At 71.1% G+C, this 17,676-nt stretch carries 14 protein-coding genes; 11 read left to right on the top strand and 3 right to left on the bottom strand.

Going from position 1 to position 17,676, the window contains the following annotated elements; translation table 11 throughout:
• The first annotated feature begins 154 nt into the window (after nucleotides 1-154).
• The gene (locus ACWD0J_RS15575; RefSeq protein ID WP_451496328.1) at nucleotides 155-1,573 is read left to right on the top strand and encodes a sugar porter family MFS transporter; all 1,419 of its coding nucleotides are present in this window, start codon (nucleotides 155-157) and stop codon (nucleotides 1,571-1,573) included.
• A 223-nt stretch (nucleotides 1,574-1,796) separates the two neighbouring features.
• Here the strand turns inward: ACWD0J_RS15575 and ACWD0J_RS15580 are convergent, their stop codons facing one another.
• Nucleotides 1,797-2,768 carry an LLM class flavin-dependent oxidoreductase gene (locus tag ACWD0J_RS15580; protein ID WP_451496329.1) on the bottom strand — a complete coding sequence of 324 codons (972 nt, stop codon included), beginning with the start codon at nucleotides 2,766-2,768 and terminating at the stop codon, nucleotides 1,797-1,799.
• A gap of 300 nt (nucleotides 2,769-3,068) precedes the next feature.
• Between ACWD0J_RS15580 and ftsY the strand changes: the two genes are divergently transcribed.
• The gene (ftsY, locus tag ACWD0J_RS15585) at nucleotides 3,069-4,271 is read left to right on the top strand and encodes a signal recognition particle-docking protein FtsY (protein ID WP_451496330.1); all 1,203 of its coding nucleotides are present in this window, start codon (nucleotides 3,069-3,071) and stop codon (nucleotides 4,269-4,271) included.
• 156 nt (nucleotides 4,272-4,427) lie between these two features.
• On the opposite strand, the gene ACWD0J_RS15590 is transcribed toward ftsY, so the two are convergent.
• On the bottom strand, nucleotides 4,428-5,090 hold the full coding sequence (locus ACWD0J_RS15590; RefSeq protein WP_451496331.1) for a bifunctional DNA primase/polymerase: 663 nt from the start codon (nucleotides 5,088-5,090) through the stop codon (nucleotides 4,428-4,430).
• Nucleotides 5,091-5,524: 434 nt separating this feature from the next.
• On the opposite strand from ACWD0J_RS15590, the gene nsdA reads away from it, so the two are divergent.
• The 5 genes from nsdA to ffh all read left to right on the top strand — a co-directional run bounded on the left by nsdA (nucleotide 5,525) and on the right by ffh (nucleotide 13,169).
• Nucleotides 5,525-7,036 (top strand): transcriptional repressor NsdA, encoded by a 1,512-nt coding sequence (gene nsdA / locus ACWD0J_RS15595; RefSeq protein ID WP_451496332.1) that lies wholly within the window; start codon nucleotides 5,525-5,527, stop codon nucleotides 7,034-7,036.
• Nucleotides 7,037-7,362: 326 nt separating this feature from the next.
• Nucleotides 7,363-8,703, top strand: a complete 1,341-nt coding sequence (locus tag ACWD0J_RS15600; RefSeq protein WP_451496333.1) for an ammonium transporter — start codon at nucleotides 7,363-7,365, stop codon at nucleotides 8,701-8,703.
• Nucleotides 8,700-9,038 (top strand): P-II family nitrogen regulator, encoded by a 339-nt coding sequence (locus ACWD0J_RS15605; protein WP_235474567.1) that lies wholly within the window; start codon nucleotides 8,700-8,702, stop codon nucleotides 9,036-9,038. The genes ACWD0J_RS15600 and ACWD0J_RS15605 overlap by 4 nt, the downstream gene beginning before the upstream one ends.
• 26 nt (nucleotides 9,039-9,064) lie before the next feature.
• Nucleotides 9,065-11,512: a [protein-PII] uridylyltransferase gene (locus ACWD0J_RS15610; RefSeq protein WP_451496334.1), complete on the top strand. Its 2,448-nt coding sequence runs from the start codon at nucleotides 9,065-9,067 to the stop codon at nucleotides 11,510-11,512.
• Between the two features lie 103 nt (nucleotides 11,513-11,615).
• Nucleotides 11,616-13,169, top strand: coding sequence for a signal recognition particle protein (gene ffh, locus ACWD0J_RS15615; protein ID WP_451496335.1), 1,554 nt, complete (start codon nucleotides 11,616-11,618; stop codon nucleotides 13,167-13,169).
• A gap of 158 nt (nucleotides 13,170-13,327) precedes the next feature.
• Here the strand turns inward: ffh and ACWD0J_RS15620 are convergent, their stop codons facing one another.
• Nucleotides 13,328-14,185: a methyltransferase domain-containing protein gene (locus ACWD0J_RS15620; protein ID WP_451496336.1), complete on the bottom strand. Its 858-nt coding sequence runs from the start codon at nucleotides 14,183-14,185 to the stop codon at nucleotides 13,328-13,330.
• A 200-nt stretch (nucleotides 14,186-14,385) separates the two neighbouring features.
• Between ACWD0J_RS15620 and proS the strand changes: the two genes are divergently transcribed.
• The 4 genes from proS to ACWD0J_RS15640 all read left to right on the top strand — a co-directional run bounded on the left by proS (nucleotide 14,386) and on the right by ACWD0J_RS15640 (nucleotide 17,621).
• Complete coding sequence (gene proS, locus ACWD0J_RS15625) at nucleotides 14,386-15,801, top strand: proline--tRNA ligase (RefSeq protein WP_451496337.1); 1,416 nt, start codon at nucleotides 14,386-14,388, stop codon at nucleotides 15,799-15,801.
• Nucleotides 15,802-16,061: 260 nt separating this feature from the next.
• Nucleotides 16,062-16,664 carry a hypothetical protein gene (locus ACWD0J_RS15630; protein ID WP_451496338.1) on the top strand — a complete coding sequence of 201 codons (603 nt, stop codon included), beginning with the start codon at nucleotides 16,062-16,064 and terminating at the stop codon, nucleotides 16,662-16,664.
• Between the two features lie 292 nt (nucleotides 16,665-16,956).
• On the top strand, nucleotides 16,957-17,376 hold the full coding sequence (gene rpsP / locus ACWD0J_RS15635) for a 30S ribosomal protein S16 (protein WP_451496339.1): 420 nt from the start codon (nucleotides 16,957-16,959) through the stop codon (nucleotides 17,374-17,376).
• A 5-nt stretch (nucleotides 17,377-17,381) separates the two neighbouring features.
• Nucleotides 17,382-17,621: an RNA-binding protein gene (locus ACWD0J_RS15640; RefSeq protein ID WP_005479813.1), complete on the top strand. Its 240-nt coding sequence runs from the start codon at nucleotides 17,382-17,384 to the stop codon at nucleotides 17,619-17,621.
• The last annotated feature ends 55 nt before the right edge of the window (nucleotides 17,622-17,676 follow it).

The raw sequence follows: 17,676 nt of genomic DNA on the forward strand, positions 1-17,676 counted from the left end.
CTGTCGCTCGCAGGGGTATACGTCACAGGTGCCGCCTCTTGACTTCGATAGTTGAAGGCTTAGTCTCGGCAATGCTGCTTTTACCTTCAGGTAACACCTACCTCGAAGGGCCGATCCCCCGCCGGCAGCGTTGCCGGTGGCCCGAGGAGTACACGTGACCAGCACAGCGCAGGCACCCAAGTCAGGAGCCGCTCCGGCTCACCCCGATCATCTCGGGCACGTCATCTTCATCGCGGCGGCGGCCGCGATGGGCGGTTTCCTCTTCGGCTACGACAGCTCCGTGATCAACGGCGCCGTCGAAGCCATCCGCGGTCGTTACGACGTCGGATCGGCGGCCCTGGCGCAGGTCATCGCCATCGCCCTGATCGGCTGCGCCGTCGGCGCGGCGACCGCCGGCCGTATCGCCGACCGCATCGGCCGCATCCGCTGCATGCAGATCGCCGCCGTCCTCTTCACCGTCAGCGCCGTCGGCTCGGCGCTGCCCTTCGCGCTGTACGACCTCGCCTTCTGGCGCGTCGTCGGCGGCTTCGCCATCGGTATGGCCTCCGTGATCGGCCCCGCCTACATCGCCGAGGTCGCCCCGCCGGCCTACCGCGGCCGGCTCGGCTCCTTCCAGCAGGCCGCGATCGTCGTCGGCATCGCCGTCTCCCAGCTGGTCAACTGGGGCCTGCTGAACGCCGCCGGCGGCGACCAGCGCGGCAAGCTCATGGGCCTGGAGGCCTGGCAGGTCATGCTGGGCGTCATGGTGATCCCGGCCGTCCTGTACGGCCTGCTCTCCTTCGCGATTCCCGAGTCCCCGCGCTTCCTGATCTCCGTGGGCAAGCACGAGCGGGCCCGCGAGATCCTCGAAGAGGTCGAGGGCAAGGAGATCGACCTGGACGCGCGCGTCGCCGAGATCGAGCACGGGATGAAGAGCGAGCACAAGTCCACCTTCAAGGACCTGCTCGGCGGCTCCTTCTTCTTCAAGCCGATCGTCTGGATCGGCATCGGCCTGTCGGTCTTCCAGCAGTTCGTCGGCATCAACGTCGCGTTCTACTACTCCTCGACGCTGTGGCAGTCGGTCGGCGTCGACCCAGCGGACTCGTTCTTCTACTCGTTCACGACGTCGATCATCAACATCGTCGGCACCGTGATCGCCATGATCTTCGTCGACCGCGTCGGCCGCCGGCCGCTGGCCCTCATCGGCTCCGTCGGCATGGTGATCGGCCTCGCGCTGGAGGCCTGGGCGTTCTCCTTCGACCTGGTCGACGGCAAGCTGCCGGCCACGCAGGGCTGGGTCGCCCTGATCGCCGCCCACGTGTTCGTGCTCTTCTTCGCCCTGTCCTGGGGTGTGGTGGTCTGGGTCTTCCTCGGTGAGATGTTCCCGAACCGGATCCGCGCCGCCGCCCTGGGCGTGGCCGCCGCCGCGCAGTGGATCGCCAACTGGGCCATCACCGCGAGCTTCCCGTCGCTGGCCGACTGGAACCTCTCCGTGACCTACGTGATCTACACGGCCTTCGCCGCGCTCTCCATCCCGTTCGTCCTCAAGTACGTCAAGGAGACGAAGGGCAAGGCCCTGGAGGAGATGGGCTGAGCCTCGTACCGAGGCACTCCGTGACTCGGGGAGAAGGGCCAAGTCCCCGCTGCCCCTCTCCTCGTACCTCCCGCCGCCTCCGGCTCGGCCACTGCCCGAGCCGGAGGCGGCGGTTCTTGCGCGTCACCAGGTGAAGCCGCCGCCGAGACGCTGGGAGCACGGCGAGGTGACACCCCGCGGGATCGCCGCCGGGCCCGTCGGCCCAGCCGTTCGCCCCGAAGGGTCAGCCCGCCAGTTCCGGCAGGACCCGCTCCGCGAACAGCCGCAGACTGCGCCACCCCTCCTCCACCGGCATCCCGCCCGCCAGCGGATGCAGGACCAGGCTGTCCAGGCCCAGCCCCACGCACTCGCCCGGCGTGAGGATCCGGTAGACGCCCTCGGCGCGCAGCTCGTCCACCGTCGTGGCCGCCGACCGCACCGCCGAGCGGATGTCGCCGGACTGCCAGGAGGCGTACGTCCGTGCCTCGTGCAGGAAGCAGGAGCCGTAGCGGCTCCACGCCTCGTCCGGGTCCTCGGCGAGGTGCAGCAGAGGGGTCTCCGCGGCCGGCATCATCGTCCAGCCCGCCGTGCCGTACTCGACGAGCCGTTCCTTGTAGTACGCCTCCAGCTCCGGCAGATGCGCGCTGGGGAAGAAGGGCAGACCGAGCCGGGCGGCCCGGCGCGCGGCGGCCTTCGAGGAGCCGCCGACCAGCAGCAGGGGGTGCGGGTCGGAGCAGGGGCGCGGGGTGACCCGTACGGTACGGCCCCGGTACGTGAACTCCTCGCCGGTCCAGGCCTTCAGGAGGGTCTCCAGGACCTCGTCCTGGATCCTGCCGCGCCGCTTCCACTCCACGTCGAACAGCGCGTACTCCTCGGGCCGGTATCCGATCCCGGCGACCGTGATCAGCCGCCCGCCGCTCAGCAGGTCCAGGACGGCGATGTCCTCGGCCAGGCGCAGCGGGTCGTGCAGCGGGCCGATGACCGCCGAGACCGTGACGGAGATCCGGCGGGTGGCCCCGAACACCGCGCCCGCGAAGGCGAACGGCGAGGGCAGCCAGTTGTTGGCGACGCCGTGGTGCTCCTCGGTCTGGACGGTGGTGATCCCGCGTTCGTCGGCGTACGCGGCCATCTCCAGCGCGGCCCGGTAGCGGGCGCTGAGCGAGGCGGGGGTGGCACAGGGCTCGACGAGGTTGAAACGAATGACGGTGACGGGCATTACTGGCCCCCTTCGGGTGTGGAGGGGGACCGTAGCTGACGGAGGGTCAGGTATCCAGGGGTCGTCCGGCAGCTCGGTGAGGGCGTGTCGCGGCGCACGGAATGGACCGTGACACGTCCTGGGGACGCTGCTGCGTACCCGACGGGCTCCGCCGTACTGGAGCCGTTGTGACTCCGCCCCTCAGGGGCTTCCCCGGCCGACACGACATCGGTTCGGGCGGGCCGGCCCGACCCGTGGGGCCTGTGGCACCGCGTGGACGACGAACGTCCGAGCGGGAGGTCACGCATACTGGTCGGTGCTATGGAAACCGTCATCCTTGCTGTAGTCATCGCCGTGGTCGTGCTCGCGGTGCTCGGTGGGCTCGTCGTCGGCAGCCGGCGCAAGAAGTCGCCGCTCCCGCCGCCCCCCGCCGCGCCCGACATCACCGCCCCTCCGGCCGAGCCGCACGTCGGCGACGAGGCCGAGACACCGCGCGACGAACCGCGCCGGACGATAGAGGAGGTGGATCTCCCGGACGGCTCCGCTCCGGTCGTCGTCGAGGAGCCCCCTGCCGTACCCGCCCCCGAGATCGAGATCCCCGAGCCGGTGGCCGGGCGTCTGGTCCGCCTGCGCGCCCGGCTCTCCCGGTCGCAGAACGCCCTCGGCAAGGGCCTGCTCACGCTGCTCGCGCGCGAGCACCTCGACGAGGACACCTGGGAGGAGATCGAGGACATCCTCCTCACCGCCGACGTCGGCGTGCTGCCCACCCAGGAGCTGGTCGAAGGGCTGCGCGAGCGGGTACGGGTGCTCGGTACCCGCACTCCCGAGGAACTGCGCTCGCTGCTGCGCGAGGAGCTGCTCAAGCTGGTCGGCACCGACGTCGACCGGACGGTCAGGACCGAGCCCGAGGCCAGCAAGCCCGGCATCGTGATGGTCGTCGGCGTCAACGGCACCGGCAAGACCACCACTACCGGCAAGCTCGCCCGTGTCCTGGTGGCCGACGGCCGCAGCGTGGTGCTCGGTGCCGCCGACACCTTCCGGGCCGCCGCAGCCGACCAGCTGCAGACCTGGGGCGACCGGGTCGGCGCCCACACCGTGCGCGGTCCCGAGGCCGGCGATCCGGCCTCCGTCGCCTTCGACGCGGTCAAGGAGGGCAAGGAGATGGGCGCGGACGTCGTGCTCATCGACACCGCGGGGCGCCTGCACACCAAGACCGGCCTGATGGACGAGCTCGGCAAGGTCAAGCGGGTCGTCGAGAAGCACGCGCCGCTCGACGAGGTACTGCTCGTCCTCGACGCGACCACCGGCCAGAACGGCCTGGTGCAGGCCCGCGTGTTCGCCGAGGTCGTCGCCATCACCGGCATCGTGCTGACCAAGCTGGACGGCACGGCCAAGGGCGGCATCGTGATCGCCGTCCAGCGGGAACTGGGTGTGCCGGTCAAGCTGGTCGGTCTCGGCGAGGGCGCGGACGACCTGGCGCCGTTCGAGCCGGAGGCGTTCGTCGACGCCCTGATCGGGGAGTGAAGCACTTACCGCGTCCGGCAGCCGTGAGAAGCGCCCGCCCCCAGTGCAGTCGGGGACGGGCGCTTCGTCACGCGGGGCTGGGGCCGCACGCGCAGGATGTATGGCTACAGGTGACTGGCCACGGCTACAGGCGACTGACCACGGCTACAGCTGGGACTACGGCTCCGCGCGCGACCGGTGGGCCACGTACGCCAGCGTTCCCAGCAGCAGCCTGGCCGCCGGTGGCTTCGTCGCCGTGTCCAGGGCCGGCGGGCGCAGCCAGCGCACCGGCCCCAGACCGCCGCGGTCGGAGGGCGGGGCCGTGATGTGCGTGCCGCGGCCGAGGCCGCGCAGGTCCAGGGAGGCCGGGTCGTCCCAGCCCATCCGGTAGAGGAGCTCGGGCAGTTCGGCGGCGGCGCCGGGGGAGACGAAGAAGTGGGCGCGGCCCTGAGGGGTCACGGTCACCGGGCCGAGGGGGAGGCCCATGCGCTCCAGCCGGACCAGGGCGCGGCGCCCGGCGGGCTCGGCCACCTCGATCACGTCGAACGCCCGGCCGACCGGCAGCATCACCGCGGCACCGGGGAACTCCGCCCAGGCCCGGATCGCTTCGTCGAGTGTGACCCCGGCCGGGACCTGGGGCGCGAAGTCGAGGGGGTGGGCGCCGGGGGCGGCGCAGTCGGCGCGCCCGCACGAGCAGGCGCCCGCCGCGGCCCGCGCGCCCGGGACGACGTCCCAGCCCCAGAGCCCGGTGAACTCGGCGACGGCGGTGCACTGCGACGAGCGGCCGCGCCGACGTGAACCGGAGCGGATCTCCCGAATACCGCCGATCGTGAAGCCCATACCCCCTCCAACGTGTCCGACGTGCCCGTGGTTACGTGACGAACGCGAGCAGCGACGCTCCGTGGTCGCGTTCGGGTGCTTTCGGCGCTCGGGGGCGCTCCAAGTGGTGCGCCCGGCGGCGTGCGCCCCCGAATGCTTCCTTTCGCCCACTCCCGGTCGTCCTCTGTCAAGTGAATCGTGAGGAGGTCACCGTTAGTTCATTCGAAGGGGTGGCGAATGGTGGCGTTTCCGGGATCGCCGTGGCTGGACGCGTGATCGTAGGATTACTTTGAGTGCACGAGTCCTGGAGCCGCGTGCGCTCATGGGTATGCCGGAGGCAACTCGGCTCCCTGTTCGAAGGATGACAACCGCCGGACGGGAGGCCCTATTTACCGGCATTCTGATAAGGCTTGGCGCACTCAGTGACAAGTGGTCTCAGGGATGGGGGCGTTCCAGTGAGCGGCAACGGCGGTAGCGGGACGAGCGCGGCGAACGCGATGAGCGCGGCGAACGCGGCGAACGCCGACAAGCGCCCCAACGAGCTGCTCACCTCCTGGTTCGTGCGCAGCGGTTGGTCCAAGGGTGAGCTGGCCCGTCAAGTCAACCGCAGGGCCCGCCAGTTGGGGGCGAACCACATCTCCACCGACACCTCGCGGGTCCGCCGCTGGCTGGACGGCGAGAACCCCCGCGAACCCATCCCCAGGATCCTGTCCGAGCTCTTCTCCGAGCGGTTCGGCTGTGTGGTCTCCGTCGAGGACCTCGGGCTGCGCACCGCCCGCCAGTCACCCTCGGCGACCGGTGTCGACCTGCCGTGGACGGGCCCGCAGACCGTGGCCCTGCTCAGCGAGTTCTCGCGCAGCGACCTGATGCTGGCGCGGCGCGGCTTCCTCGGGTCCTCGCTGGTCCTCTCCGCGGGCCCGTCCCTCATCGAACCCATGCAGCGCTGGCTGGTGCCCGCGCCCCCGGCCCCGCGCCGCGAGCCCGAGCCGGCGGCCTCCCCGGCCCGCCGCGGCCGGCTGTCCAGGCCCGAGCTGGACCTCCTGGAGTCGACCACGATGATGTTCCGCCAGTGGGACGCCCAGTGCGGCGGCGGCCTGCGCCGCAAGGCGGTCGTCGGCCAGCTGCACGAGGTGACCGACCTCCTCCAGGAACCCCAGCCCGAGGCCACCACCAAGAGGCTGTTCAAGGTCGCCGCCGAGCTCGCGGAGCTGGCGGGCTGGATGTCGTACGACGTCGGGCTGCAGCCCACCGCGCAGAAGTACTTCGTCCTCGCCCTGCACGCCGCCAAGGAGGCGGGCGACAAGCCGCTCGGTTCGTACGTCCTGTCCAGCATGAGCCGCCAGATGATCCACCTCGCGCGGCCCGAGGACGCCCTGGAACTGATCCACCTCGCGCAGTACGGCAGCCGGGACTGCGCGAGCCCGCGGACCCAGTCCATGCTGTATGCGATGGAGGCCCGCGCCTACGCCAACATGGGGCAGCCCGGGAAGTGCAAGAGGGCGGTCCGGATGGCCGAGGACACCTTCGCCGACGCCGACGAGTGGGACGAGCCGGACCCCGACTGGATCCGCTTCTTCTCGGAGGCCGAGCTGTACGGGGAGAACTCCCACTCCTACCGCGACCTCGCCTACGTGGCCGGCCGCAGCCCCACCTACGCCTCTCTCGCCGAGCCCTTGATGCAGCGGGCCGTGGAGCTCTTCGCCGAGGACGACGAGCACCAGCGGTCGTACGCACTGAACCTCATCGGCATGGCCACCGTGCACCTGCTCCAGCGGGAGCCCGAGCAGAGCGCCGTGCTGGCCACACGGGCCATGCACATCGCCAAGAAGGTCCGCTCCGAGCGCGTCAACACGCGTATCCGCAAGACCGTCGACACGGCCGTACGCGATTTCGGTGATCTCGCCGAGGTGGTGGACCTCACCGACCAGCTCGCCATCGAGCTGCCCGAGACCGCCGAGGCGGTCTGACGGCGCGGCCCGGTCCCAGAACCCCGGCCGCGGCCGGCCCTCCCGAACTGCTCGACTCGGCTCCCCCGTGCCAGGTCATCGGAGGGCCGACCGCGGCCGGCCTGCTTCCCCCCGCCGAAGGTTGCGCCACGATAACGATCGACTCGGCCCCTTTCTGCCAGTTCATCTACGCGTAACACGCAAGGCGGCTTCGTCACGGCGGCGAAACAACGAGGGGCTTCCATCGAAACCGCGCTGCGCCAATCTCTTGGCGCATAACCGGCCCGCCCCTCACTACCGCTCAGGCTTCGCCCGCACGGGGCCGTACCAACGACGAGGAGACGCCGATGGCACCAGCCATCACGCTTGCGGCGGACGCACCGACACTGTCGGCCGCCAACACAGGCTTCATGCTTATCTGTTCCGCCCTGGTGCTGATCATGACGCCGGGTCTTGCCTTCTTCTACGGAGGCATGGTCCGGGTCAAGAGCACGCTCAACATGCTGATGATGAGTTTCATCAGCATCGGGATCGTCACCATCCTGTGGGTGCTGTACGGCTTCTCCATGGCCTTCGGTACGGACTCCGGCAGCGTCATCGGCTGGAACTCCGACTGGGTCGGCCTCAGCAACATCGGCCTGACCGAGCTGTGGCCGGGATACACCATCCCGATCTTCGTCTTCCTGGTCTTCCAGATGATGTTCGCCATCATCACCCCCGCCCTGATCAGCGGTGCGCTCGCCGACCGCGTGAAGTTCACGGCGTGGGCCCTGTTCGTCGCCCTGTGGGCCACGGTCGTCTACTTCCCGGTCGCGCACTGGGTCTGGGGCACCGGTGGCTGGGCCTTCGAGCTGGGCGTGATCGACTTCGCCGGCGGTACGGCCGTGCACATCAACGCCGGTGCCGCGGCGCTCGGCGTGATCCTGGTCATCGGCAAGCGCGTCGGGTTCAAGAGGGACCCGATGCGTCCGCACAGCCTGCCGCTGGTCATGCTCGGTGCCGGTCTGCTGTGGTTCGGCTGGTTCGGCTTCAACGCCGGCTCCTGGCTCGGCAACGACGACGGCGTCGGCGCGCTGATGTTCGTCAACACGCAGGTCGCCACCGCCGCCGCCATGCTGGCCTGGCTGATCTACGAGAAGATCCGCCACGGTGCCTTCACCACGCTGGGCGCCGCCTCCGGCGCGGTCGCCGGTCTGGTCGCCATCACCCCCTCGGGTGGTGCGGTCTCCCCGCTCGGCGCCATCGCCGTCGGCGCCATCGCCGGTGTCCTGTGCGCCATGGCCGTCGGCCTGAAGTACAAGCTGGGCTACGACGACTCGCTCGACGTCGTCGGTGTCCACCTGGTGGGCGGTGTCGTCGGCTCCCTGCTGGTCGGCCTCTTCGCCAGCGGCCACGGTCAGTCCACCGTCGAGGGACTCTTCTACGGCGGCGGCATGACCCAGTTCTGGAAGCAGTGCGCCGGTGTCTTCGCGGTGCTCGCCTACTCGCTGGTGGTCTCCGCGCTCCTCGCCTTCCTCCTCGACAAGACCATCGGTATGCGGGTCTCCGAGGACGTCGAGGTGGCCGGCATCGACCAGGCCGAGCACGCCGAGACCGCATACGACTTCAGCGGCGCCGGCGGCGGTGCCGCCCGGACCTCCGTCCCGGCCCCGGTCGCCGACGCTGGCAGCAAGAAGGTGGACGCATGAAGCTCATCACCGCCGTCGTGAAGCCCCACCGGCTCGACGAGATCAAGGAAGCCCTCCAGGCCTTCGGGGTCCACGGCCTCACGGTCACCGAGGCGAGCGGCTACGGTCGTCAGCGGGGCCACACCGAGGTCTACCGCGGTGCCGAGTACACCGTCGACCTGGTCCCCAAGATCCGCATCGAGGTACTGGCCGAGGACGACGACGCCGAGGGTCTCATCGACGTCATCGTCAAGGCGGCCCGCACCGGCAAGATCGGTGACGGGAAGGTCTGGTCCCTGCCGGTGGACACGGCCGTACGGGTCCGTACCGGCGAACGCGGTCCGGACGCGCTCTGACCGCAGAACAGAACAGGAGTCGCTGGGTGACGAGTACGGACGTGCGCAAGGATGCAGAGGACTCGGGACCCAGCGGCTACGCGGCGGCCCGGCTGCGCCTCCTCACAGAGGGGGCGCGGTCCGGGCCGCCGCGCCGTACGGCCCTGTCCGAACTGACGGACGACTGGCTGACGGGGCTGTTCGCGGCCGGCGCCGAGGGCCTGCGCGGGGTCTCCCTGGTCGCGGTCGGCGGCTACGGCCGCGGTGAACTGTCCCCCCGCAGCGACCTGGACCTGCTCCTGCTGCACGACGGCGGCGACGCCGACGGGGTCGCCGCCCTGGCCGACCGCATCTGGTACCCGGTCTGGGACCTCGGGCTCGCCCTCGACCACTCGGTGCGCACACCCGCCGAGGCCCGCAAGACCGCGGGCGAGGACCTGAAGGTGCAGCTGGGCCTGCTGGACGCCCGCCACCTCGCGGGCGACCTCGGCCTGACGGCGGGACTGCGTACGGCGGTCCTGGCCGACTGGCGCAACCAGGCGCCGAAACGTCTCCCCGAGCTCCAGGAACTGTGCGCGGAGCGCGCCGAGCGCCAGGGGGAGCTCCAGTACCTGCTGGAGCCGGACCTGAAGGAGGCGCGCGGCGGTCTGCGCGACGCCACCGCCCTGCGGGCCGTCGCCGCCTCCTGGCTGGCCGACGCCCCGCGTGAGGGCCTCGACGACGCCCGGCGCCGGCTGCTCGACGTCCGTGACGCCCTGCACCTGACGACGGGCCGCGCGACCGACCGGCTCGCGCTCCAGGAACAGGACCAGGTCGCGGCCGAGCTCGGCCTGCTCGACGCCGACACACTGCTGCGGCAGGTCTACGAGGCGGCGCGGGTCATCTCGTACGCCAGTGATGTCACCTGGCGCGAAGTGGGGCGCGTGCTCAAGTCCCGCGCTGTGCGGCCACGTCTGCGCGCCATGCTCGGGGGCGGGAAGCCGGTCGCCGAACGCTCCCCCCTGGCGGAGGGTGTGGTCGAGCAGGACGGCGAGGTGGTGCTCGCCCGCGCCGCACGCCCCGAGCGCGACCCCGTGCTCCCGCTGCGTGCCGCGGCCGCCGCCGCGCAGGCCGGGCTTCCGCTCTCCCTGCACGCCGTACGGCGTATGGCGACCGCGGTGCGCCCCCTGCCCACGCCCTGGCCCGCCGAGGCGCGCGAACAGCTCGTCACCCTGCTCGGCTCCGGCCAGCCCACCATCGACGTCTGGGAGGCGCTGGAGGCCGAGGGCCTGATCACGCGCCTGCTGCCCGACTGGGAGCGGGTGCGCTGCCGTCCGCAGCGCAACGCCGTGCACGTGTGGACCGTCGACCGGCATCTGATCGAGACGGCCGTGCGCGCCTCCGAGTTCACCCGGCGCGTCCACCGCCCCGACCTGCTCCTGGTCGCCGCGCTGCTGCACGACATCGGCAAGGGCTGGCCCGGCGACCACTCGGTGGCCGGCGAGATCATCGCCAAGGACGTGGCCGCCCGCATCGGCTTCGACCGTGCCGACGTGGCCGTGCTCTCCACCCTCGTCCGGCATCACCTGCTGCTCATCGACACGGCCACCCGGCGCGACCTTGAGGACCCGGCCACCGTGCGCTCGGTCGCCGAGGCCGTCGGCACGCAGAGCACGCTGGAGCTGCTGCACGCGCTCACCGAGGCGGACGCGCTGGCCACCGGCCCGGCCGCCTGGTCGTCCTGGCGCGGCTCGCTCGTCGCCGACCTGGTCAAACGGGTCAACGCGGTGCTGGCCGGAGACGTTCCGGAGGATCCCGGGTCCGTCGCGCCCACCGCCGAGCAGGAGCGGCTCGCCATCGAGGCGGTCGCCACCGGCAGCCCCGTGCTGTCGCTGCGCGCGCAGACCGAGCCGCCGACGGAGGAAGGGCCGTCCGGCGACCCGGAGCCGCTCGGCGTGGAACTGCTCATCGCCGTACCGGACCAGGTGGGCGTGCTGCCCGCGGTGGCCGGCGTCCTCGCCATGCACCGGCTCACCGTCCGCACGGCGGAACTGCGCGCCCTGGACCTGCCGGACGGCGTCGAGGGCTCCATCCTGCTGCTGAACTGGCGGGTCGCCGCCGAGTACGGCTCCCTGCCGCAGGCCGCCCGGCTGCGCGCCGACCTCGTACGGGCGCTGGACGGATCGCTGGACATCGCCGGCCGGCTCGCCGAGCGGGACGCCGCCTACCCGCGCCGCCGGGGTGTCGTGGCGCCCCCGGCGCGGGTCACGGTCGCACCGGCCGCCTCCCGGCTGGCGACGGTGATCGAGGTGCGCGCCCATGACGCCCCCGGCCTGCTGCACCGGATCGGCCGGGCGCTGGACGAGGCGAAACTGCGGGTGCGGAGCATGCACGTCTCGACGCTGGGCGCCAACGCCGTGGACGCCTTCTACGTGACCGGCCCCGAGGGGGCGCCGCTGCCGGGCGAGGAGGCGGCGGCCGTGGCGCGGAAGCTGGAGGAGACGCTGCGGGGCTGATCGGCCGTGACCCGGTCCGCGACCGACCGTGACCCGGTCTTGTGGAGCCGGGATACCCTGGAAGACGCTCACACTGCCCCCGACTCCGAGGACCGACGCCGCCGTGTTCGATACTCTCTCCGATCGCCTTTCAGCGACCTTCAAGAACTTGCGCGGCAAGGGGCGCTTGAGCGAGGCGGACATCGACGCCACGGCCCGCGAGATCCGCATCGCGCTCCTCGAGGCGGACGTGGCCCTGCCGGTCGTCCGGACGTTCATCAAGAACGTCAAGGAGCGTGCCCTGGGCGCCGAGGTCTCCAAGGCGCTCAACCCGGCCCAGCAGGTCCTGAAGATCGTCAACGAGGAACTCGTCACGATCCTCGGCGGCGAGACCCGGCGCCTGCGCTTCGCCAAGCAGCCGCCGACCGTGATCATGCTGGCGGGCCTCCAGGGCGCCGGCAAGACCACCCTGGCGGGCAAGCTCGGCCACTGGCTTAAGGAGCAGGGCCACTCGCCCCTCCTGGTCGCCTGTGACCTCCAGCGCCCGAACGCCGTGAACCAGCTCAGCGTGGTCGCCGACCGCGCCGGCGTGGCGGTCTACGCGCCCGAGCCGGGCAACGGCGTCGGGGACCCGGTCAAGGTCGCCAAGGACTCCATCGGTTTCGCGAAGTCCAAGGTCCACGACATCGTGATCGTGGACACCGCCGGCCGCCTGGGCATCGACCAGGAGATGATGCGGCAGGCCGCGGACATCCGGGACGCGGTCTCGCCCGACGAGATCCTCTTCGTCGTCGACGCGATGATCGGTCAGGACGCGGTCAACACCGCCGAGTCCTTCCGTGACGGCGTCGGCTTCGACGGCGTGGTGCTCTCCAAGCTCGACGGCGACGCGCGCGGTGGTGCCGCCCTGTCGATCGCCTCGGTCACCGGCAAGCCGATCATGTTCGCGTCGAACGGCGAGAAGCTCGGCGACTTCGACGCGTTCCACCCGGACCGGATGGCCTCCCGCATCCTCGACATGGGTGACCTGCTCACCCTGATCGAGCAGGCGGAGAAGACGTTCAGCCAGGAAGAGGCCCAGAAGATGGCCTCCAAGCTGGCGTCCAAGAAGGGCGAGGACTTCACGCTCGACGACTTCCTGGCTCAGATGGAGCAGGTCAGGAAGATGGGCAGCATCAGCAAGCTGCTCGGCATGCTCCCGGGCATGGGCCAGATCAAGGACCAGATCGCCAACCTCGACGAGCGCGACGTCGACCGCACGGCCGCCATCATCAAGTCGATGACCCCGGCCGAGCGCCAGGAGCCGACGATCATCAACGGCTCGCGCCGGGCCCGTATCGCCAAGGGCTCCGGTGTCGACGTCAGCGCCGTGAAGAACCTGGTCGAGCGGTTCTTCGAGGCCCGCAAGATGATGTCCCGCATGGCCCAGGGCGGCGGCATGCCCGGCATGCCGGGAGTCCCGGGCATGGGCGGCGGCCCCGGCCGGTCGAAGAAGCAGCCGAAGAAGACCAAGGGCAAGCAGCGCTCCGGCAACCCGATGAAGCGCAAGCAGCAGGAGCAGGAGGAGGCCGCGCGCCGCGCCGCCGCGGCCCAGGCCGGCGGCGCCTTCGGCGTGCCGGGCCAGCAGGCTCCTCAGGACTTCGAACTGCCGGACGAGTTCAAGAAGTTCATGGGCTGACGGTTCGTCCGGTCCCTCGCTCTCCTGTCCACGTCGCTGGGGGCGCCCCTCTTCGAAAGGGGCGCCCCCAGTGGCGTACGCGCACCCTGTGGTGCGGTTTTTCCCGTCCTGACGTTTTCCGGCCAATCTGCTGATCGCGCCGGCGCCCTCGACCGGGGCTAGGGGATGCGCGCGATCAGGTACCGGAACACGTTCGGCATCCACACCGTGCCGTCCCGGCGCTGATGCGGATGCAGGGCCTCCGTCAGCTCCGTGTCCACCTGGGCCTGGTCGCTCGCGTGGATCGCCGCGTCGAAGAGCCCCGTCGACAGCAGTCCTCGTACGGCGCTGCCGACGTCGGCGTACCCGAACGGGCAGGCGACCCGGCCCGAGCCGTCCGGTTGGAGGCCGGCCCGCTGGGCGACCTCCTCCAGGTCGTCGCGGAGAGCGGGGCGCCATCTGCCCGCCCCGCGCAGCGGATCCGCCAGCTTGGTGGCCACCCGCAGCACGGACGAGGTGGCGCACCGTTCCGGCGGACCCCAGCCGGCCAGCACCACCGGCGCCCCCCGCTCGGCCAGCGGGGTCGCCGAGGCGAGCAGCGCGCCGAGGCCCTCCGCGTCGCCCCCGAGGCACCCGATGGGCTCGAAGGCGGTCACCAGGGTGTACGCGGACGCCCTGGCGTCGGCCGCGTCCTCGGGCGTTCCGTCGACGAGCCGGGCCGCGCCCCGCGCGCGTGCGCCCCGCCCCTCCCTCACCAGCCGCTCGCGGGCGAGGGCGAGCCGCTCGGGCGCGGAGTCGTCGACACCGGTGACCGCGGCGCCTCTGGAGGCCGCCAGCAGCAGGGCCAGCCCGGAGCCGCAGCCGAGGCCCAGCACCCGTGTCCGCGGGCCCACGTCGAGTCGCTCGTAGACGGCCTCGTAGAGCGGCACCAGCATCCGCTCCTGGATCTCGGACCAGTCACGCGCGCGTGCACCGAGGTCCAGGCGGGGTTTGTTCCCCGTTTCGGGCCGGTGCTGCCGCACGAGCGTAGGTGTCATAGGTAAGCGCCCCAATCCGACGAGAGTTGCCCTTGTGCCCGATTTCCATAGCCCCCGTGCAGTGCGCTCGCACTCCCCCCGTATGCCAGGTAACTCCGCACTCGACCCCGCGTCCAGGGGTTGTCGGGTCCTGCTTGTGGGTCGCACATGCCTGTGGCGAGATTTCACATTCCGGCAACCTGGGCCCGTACCATCGCGCCATGGCAAAGGCACCCGTTCTCACCCCGCGGGCGGACGACTTCCCGCGCTGGTACCAGGATCTGATCGCCAAGGCGGAGCTGGCCGACAACGGGCCGGTGCGCGGCACCATGGTGATCCGGCCGTACGGGTACGGGCTGTGGGAGCGGATGCAGGCCGAGATGGACGCCCGCATCAAGGAGACGGGCACCCAGAACGCGTACTTCCCGCTGCTGATCCCGCAGTCGTACCTGACGCGCGAGGCGGACCACGTCGAGGGCTTCGCACCGGAACTCGCGGTCGTCACCCACGGCGGCGGCAAGGAACTGGAGGAGCCGGCGGTCGTCCGGCCCACCTCCGAGATGATCGTCAACGACTACTTCGCGAAGTGGGTGCAGAGCTACCGGGACCTGCCGCTGCTGATCAACCAGTGGGCGAACGTGGTCCGTTGGGAGCTGCGGCCGCGTCTGTTCCTGCGCACGACGGAGTTCCTGTGGCAGGAGGGCCACACCGCGCACGCCACCTACGAGGACGCCCGCGACTTCGCCTCCCGCATCCACCGCGAGGTCTACGAGGACTTCATGGTGAACGTCCTCGCGATGGACGTGGTCCCGGGCCGCAAGACCGTCAGGGAGCGGTTCGCCGGCGCCGTCAACACCCTCACGCTCGAAGGCATGATGGGCGACGGCAAGGCCCTGCAGATGGCCACCAGCCACGAACTGGGCCAGAACTTCGCCAAGGCCTTCGACACCCGGTACCTGTCGAAGGACGGCACGCAGGAACTGGTGTGGCAGACCTCCTGGGGCTCCACCACCCGCATGATCGGCGCCCTGGTGATGATGCACGGCGACGACAACGGCCTGCGTGTGCCGCCGCGCCTGGCGCAGACCCAGGTCGTCGTTCTGGCCGTCAAGGGCGACGACGCGGTTCTGGCCAAGGTCCGCGACATCGGCGCCCGGTTGAAGGCGGCCGGTCTGCGGGTCCACGTCGACGACCGCACCGACACCCCGTTCGGCCGCCGGGCCGTCGACTGGGAGCTCAAGGGCGTGCCGGTACGCGTCGAGGTCGGGCCCCGTGACCTGGAGAACGGCACGGCGATGCTGGCGCGCCGGATCCCGGGCGGCAAGGAGCCGGTGTCCCTGGAGGCGCTGGCGGGGCTGCTCCCGGCGATCCTCGAAGAGGACCAGGCGCTGCTGCTGAAGCAGTCCCGCGAGCGTCGCGCGTCCCGTACGTCCGACGTGGCGACGGTCGAGGAGGCCGTCGAGGTGGCCGGCGCCGGCGGCTGGGCGCGCGTCCCGTGGGCGGTGCTCGGCGAAGAAGGCGAGGCCAGGCTGGGCGAGCAGGCGGTGACCGTACGGTGTCTGGTCGCCGAGGACGGGTCGGTGCCGGACGCCGACGACGCGCCCGGTAACGTCGCGATCGTCGCGCGCGCCTACTGAGGCGGCGCCCTTTGGCACGAGAGCGGCCGAAACGCCCCTTGCGCCCGTGCGGACCACAGCCACCCCGGCGCGTGGACACGATCTACGCGCCGGCGCGTACGTCAGGCTACGCACCACCTTGGTAGGAGCTGTGAGGCTTCTCCGCAGATCAGCGCACCCGCCCTCGTCCGGACGCATCAGCGGCAACTGACGGGTACGTGCAAATTATTTGAGATGCCCCGGAATAGGAACACAGTGGCACCCTGGCTCGTTGTCATTACGTGAGCACGACACAGACACCACCTGTTCTCGCCGCAGAGCTGGCACAGGCGTGGGCCGACATTCAGCGGTACCACCCCGAGCTGCCCGATCTTGCCGCGCCAGAGTCCCTGATCGGGGAGTCGTCGTCCGCGTGCGGTCACGAGCTCTCCTTCGAGCGACTGCTTCACGAGGCAGTCCATGGCATCGCCGCCTCGCGCGGCATCCGCGACACCTCCCGTGCCGGCCGCTACCACAACCGCAGATTCCTCGCGATCGCCGAGGAGATGGGCCTGGACCACCCCGAGGAGCCGCACCCCAGCAGCGGTTTCTCCCTGGTCACGCTCACCCCCGAGGCGAAGCGCCGCTACCGCCCGACCATCGAGCGCCTGCAGCGCGCCCTCAAGGCGCACACGGTCGCGACCAACGCCGACACCTCCCGCACCTTCCGCGGGCCGGCCGCCCGCCACGGCTCCTCCGGCGGCGGAGTCCGCGTCAAGGCCGTCTGCGACTGCGGGCGCAACGTCCGTGTCGTCCCGTCGGTCCTGGCGCAGGCCCCGATCGTCTGCGGCGGCTGCGGCAAGCCCTTCAGAATCCCGGACGTCGTGGGGGCGGCGGCCGGCTGACTGCCTTCCCGGCATCTCGTGGGTGCCGGACGAGCAGGCGGCGTGAGTGCGGGGTGACGGCGCGGTCGTAGCGGCGGCACCCCGCAGCGCGCCGGGTGCGGGTCCCGCCTGCCCACCGCGGCCTCGGTCCGAAGCGACTCACCGGGTATGGCACAATGGCTAGCTGTACTCGACAGCCGCACAGGAACCCTCTCGCCTCCGGCTGACGCGTCCATCGGGCACTCGGGTACCGCAACCCCACGCGGCCATCTCGCCGTGCCCAACCACGTCAAATCCAGGAGAACCAACTCCCGTGGCAGTCAAGATCAAGCTGAAGCGTCTGGGTAAGATCCGTGCGCCTCACTACCGTATCGTCGTCGCCGACTCCCGTACCCGCCGTGACGGCCGGGCCATCGAGGAGATCGGCCTGTACCACCCGGTGCAGAACCCCTCGCGCATCGAGGTCGACGCCGACCGCGTGGCGTACTGGCTCTCCGTCGGTGCTCAGCCGACCGAGCCCGTGCTCGCCATCCTGAAGAAGACCGGCGACTGGCAGAAGTTCAAGGGCGAGCCCGCCCCGGCTCCGCTGCTCCAGCCGGCTGAGAAGGCCGCGCGTCCGTCGTTCGAGGCTCTCGGCGGCGACGACGAGGGCAAGGGTGAGGCGATCACCCAGAAGAAGAAGGCTGAGAAGAAGGACGAGGCTCCCGCCGAGTCCGAGTCCTCCGAGGCCTGAGCAGCATGCTCGAAGAGGCGCTTGAGCACCTCGTGAAGGGCATCGTCGACAACCCTGACGACGTGCAGGTCGCCTCGCGTGACCTGCGTCGTGGGCGCGTGCTCGAGGTCCGGGTCCACCCGGACGACCTCGGCAAGGTGATCGGCCGCAACGGCCGCACCGCGCGGGCCCTGCGTACCGTCGTGGGCGCCATCGGCGGCCGCGGTGTCCGCGTCGACCTCGTCGACGTGGACCACGTCCGCTGACGCGATCGCAGCACCGGCTCGGGCCGGGGAGGGCCACTGGGCCGTCCCCGGCCCG

The organism is Streptomyces sp. NPDC003011, from assembly GCF_053591515.1.

Excerpts from the sequence above, each read along its gene's own strand:
- ACWD0J_RS15580 (WP_451496329.1), bottom strand. The coding sequence starts at position 2,768 with ATGCCCGTCACCGTCATTCGTTTCAACCTCGTCGAGCCCTGTGCCACC.
- ftsY (WP_451496330.1), top strand. The coding sequence starts at position 3,069 with ATGGAAACCGTCATCCTTGCTGTAGTCATCGCCGTGGTCGTGCTCGCG.
- ACWD0J_RS15590 (WP_451496331.1), bottom strand. The coding sequence starts at position 5,090 with ATGGGCTTCACGATCGGCGGTATTCGGGAGATCCGCTCCGGTTCACGT.
- ACWD0J_RS15600 (WP_451496333.1), top strand. The coding sequence starts at position 7,363 with ATGGCACCAGCCATCACGCTTGCGGCGGACGCACCGACACTGTCGGCC.
- ACWD0J_RS15605 (WP_235474567.1), top strand. The coding sequence starts at position 8,700 with ATGAAGCTCATCACCGCCGTCGTGAAGCCCCACCGGCTCGACGAGATC.
- ACWD0J_RS15620 (WP_451496336.1), bottom strand. The coding sequence starts at position 14,185 with ATGACACCTACGCTCGTGCGGCAGCACCGGCCCGAAACGGGGAACAAA.
- proS (WP_451496337.1), top strand. The coding sequence starts at position 14,386 with ATGGCAAAGGCACCCGTTCTCACCCCGCGGGCGGACGACTTCCCGCGC.
- ACWD0J_RS15640 (WP_005479813.1), top strand. The coding sequence starts at position 17,382 with ATGCTCGAAGAGGCGCTTGAGCACCTCGTGAAGGGCATCGTCGACAAC.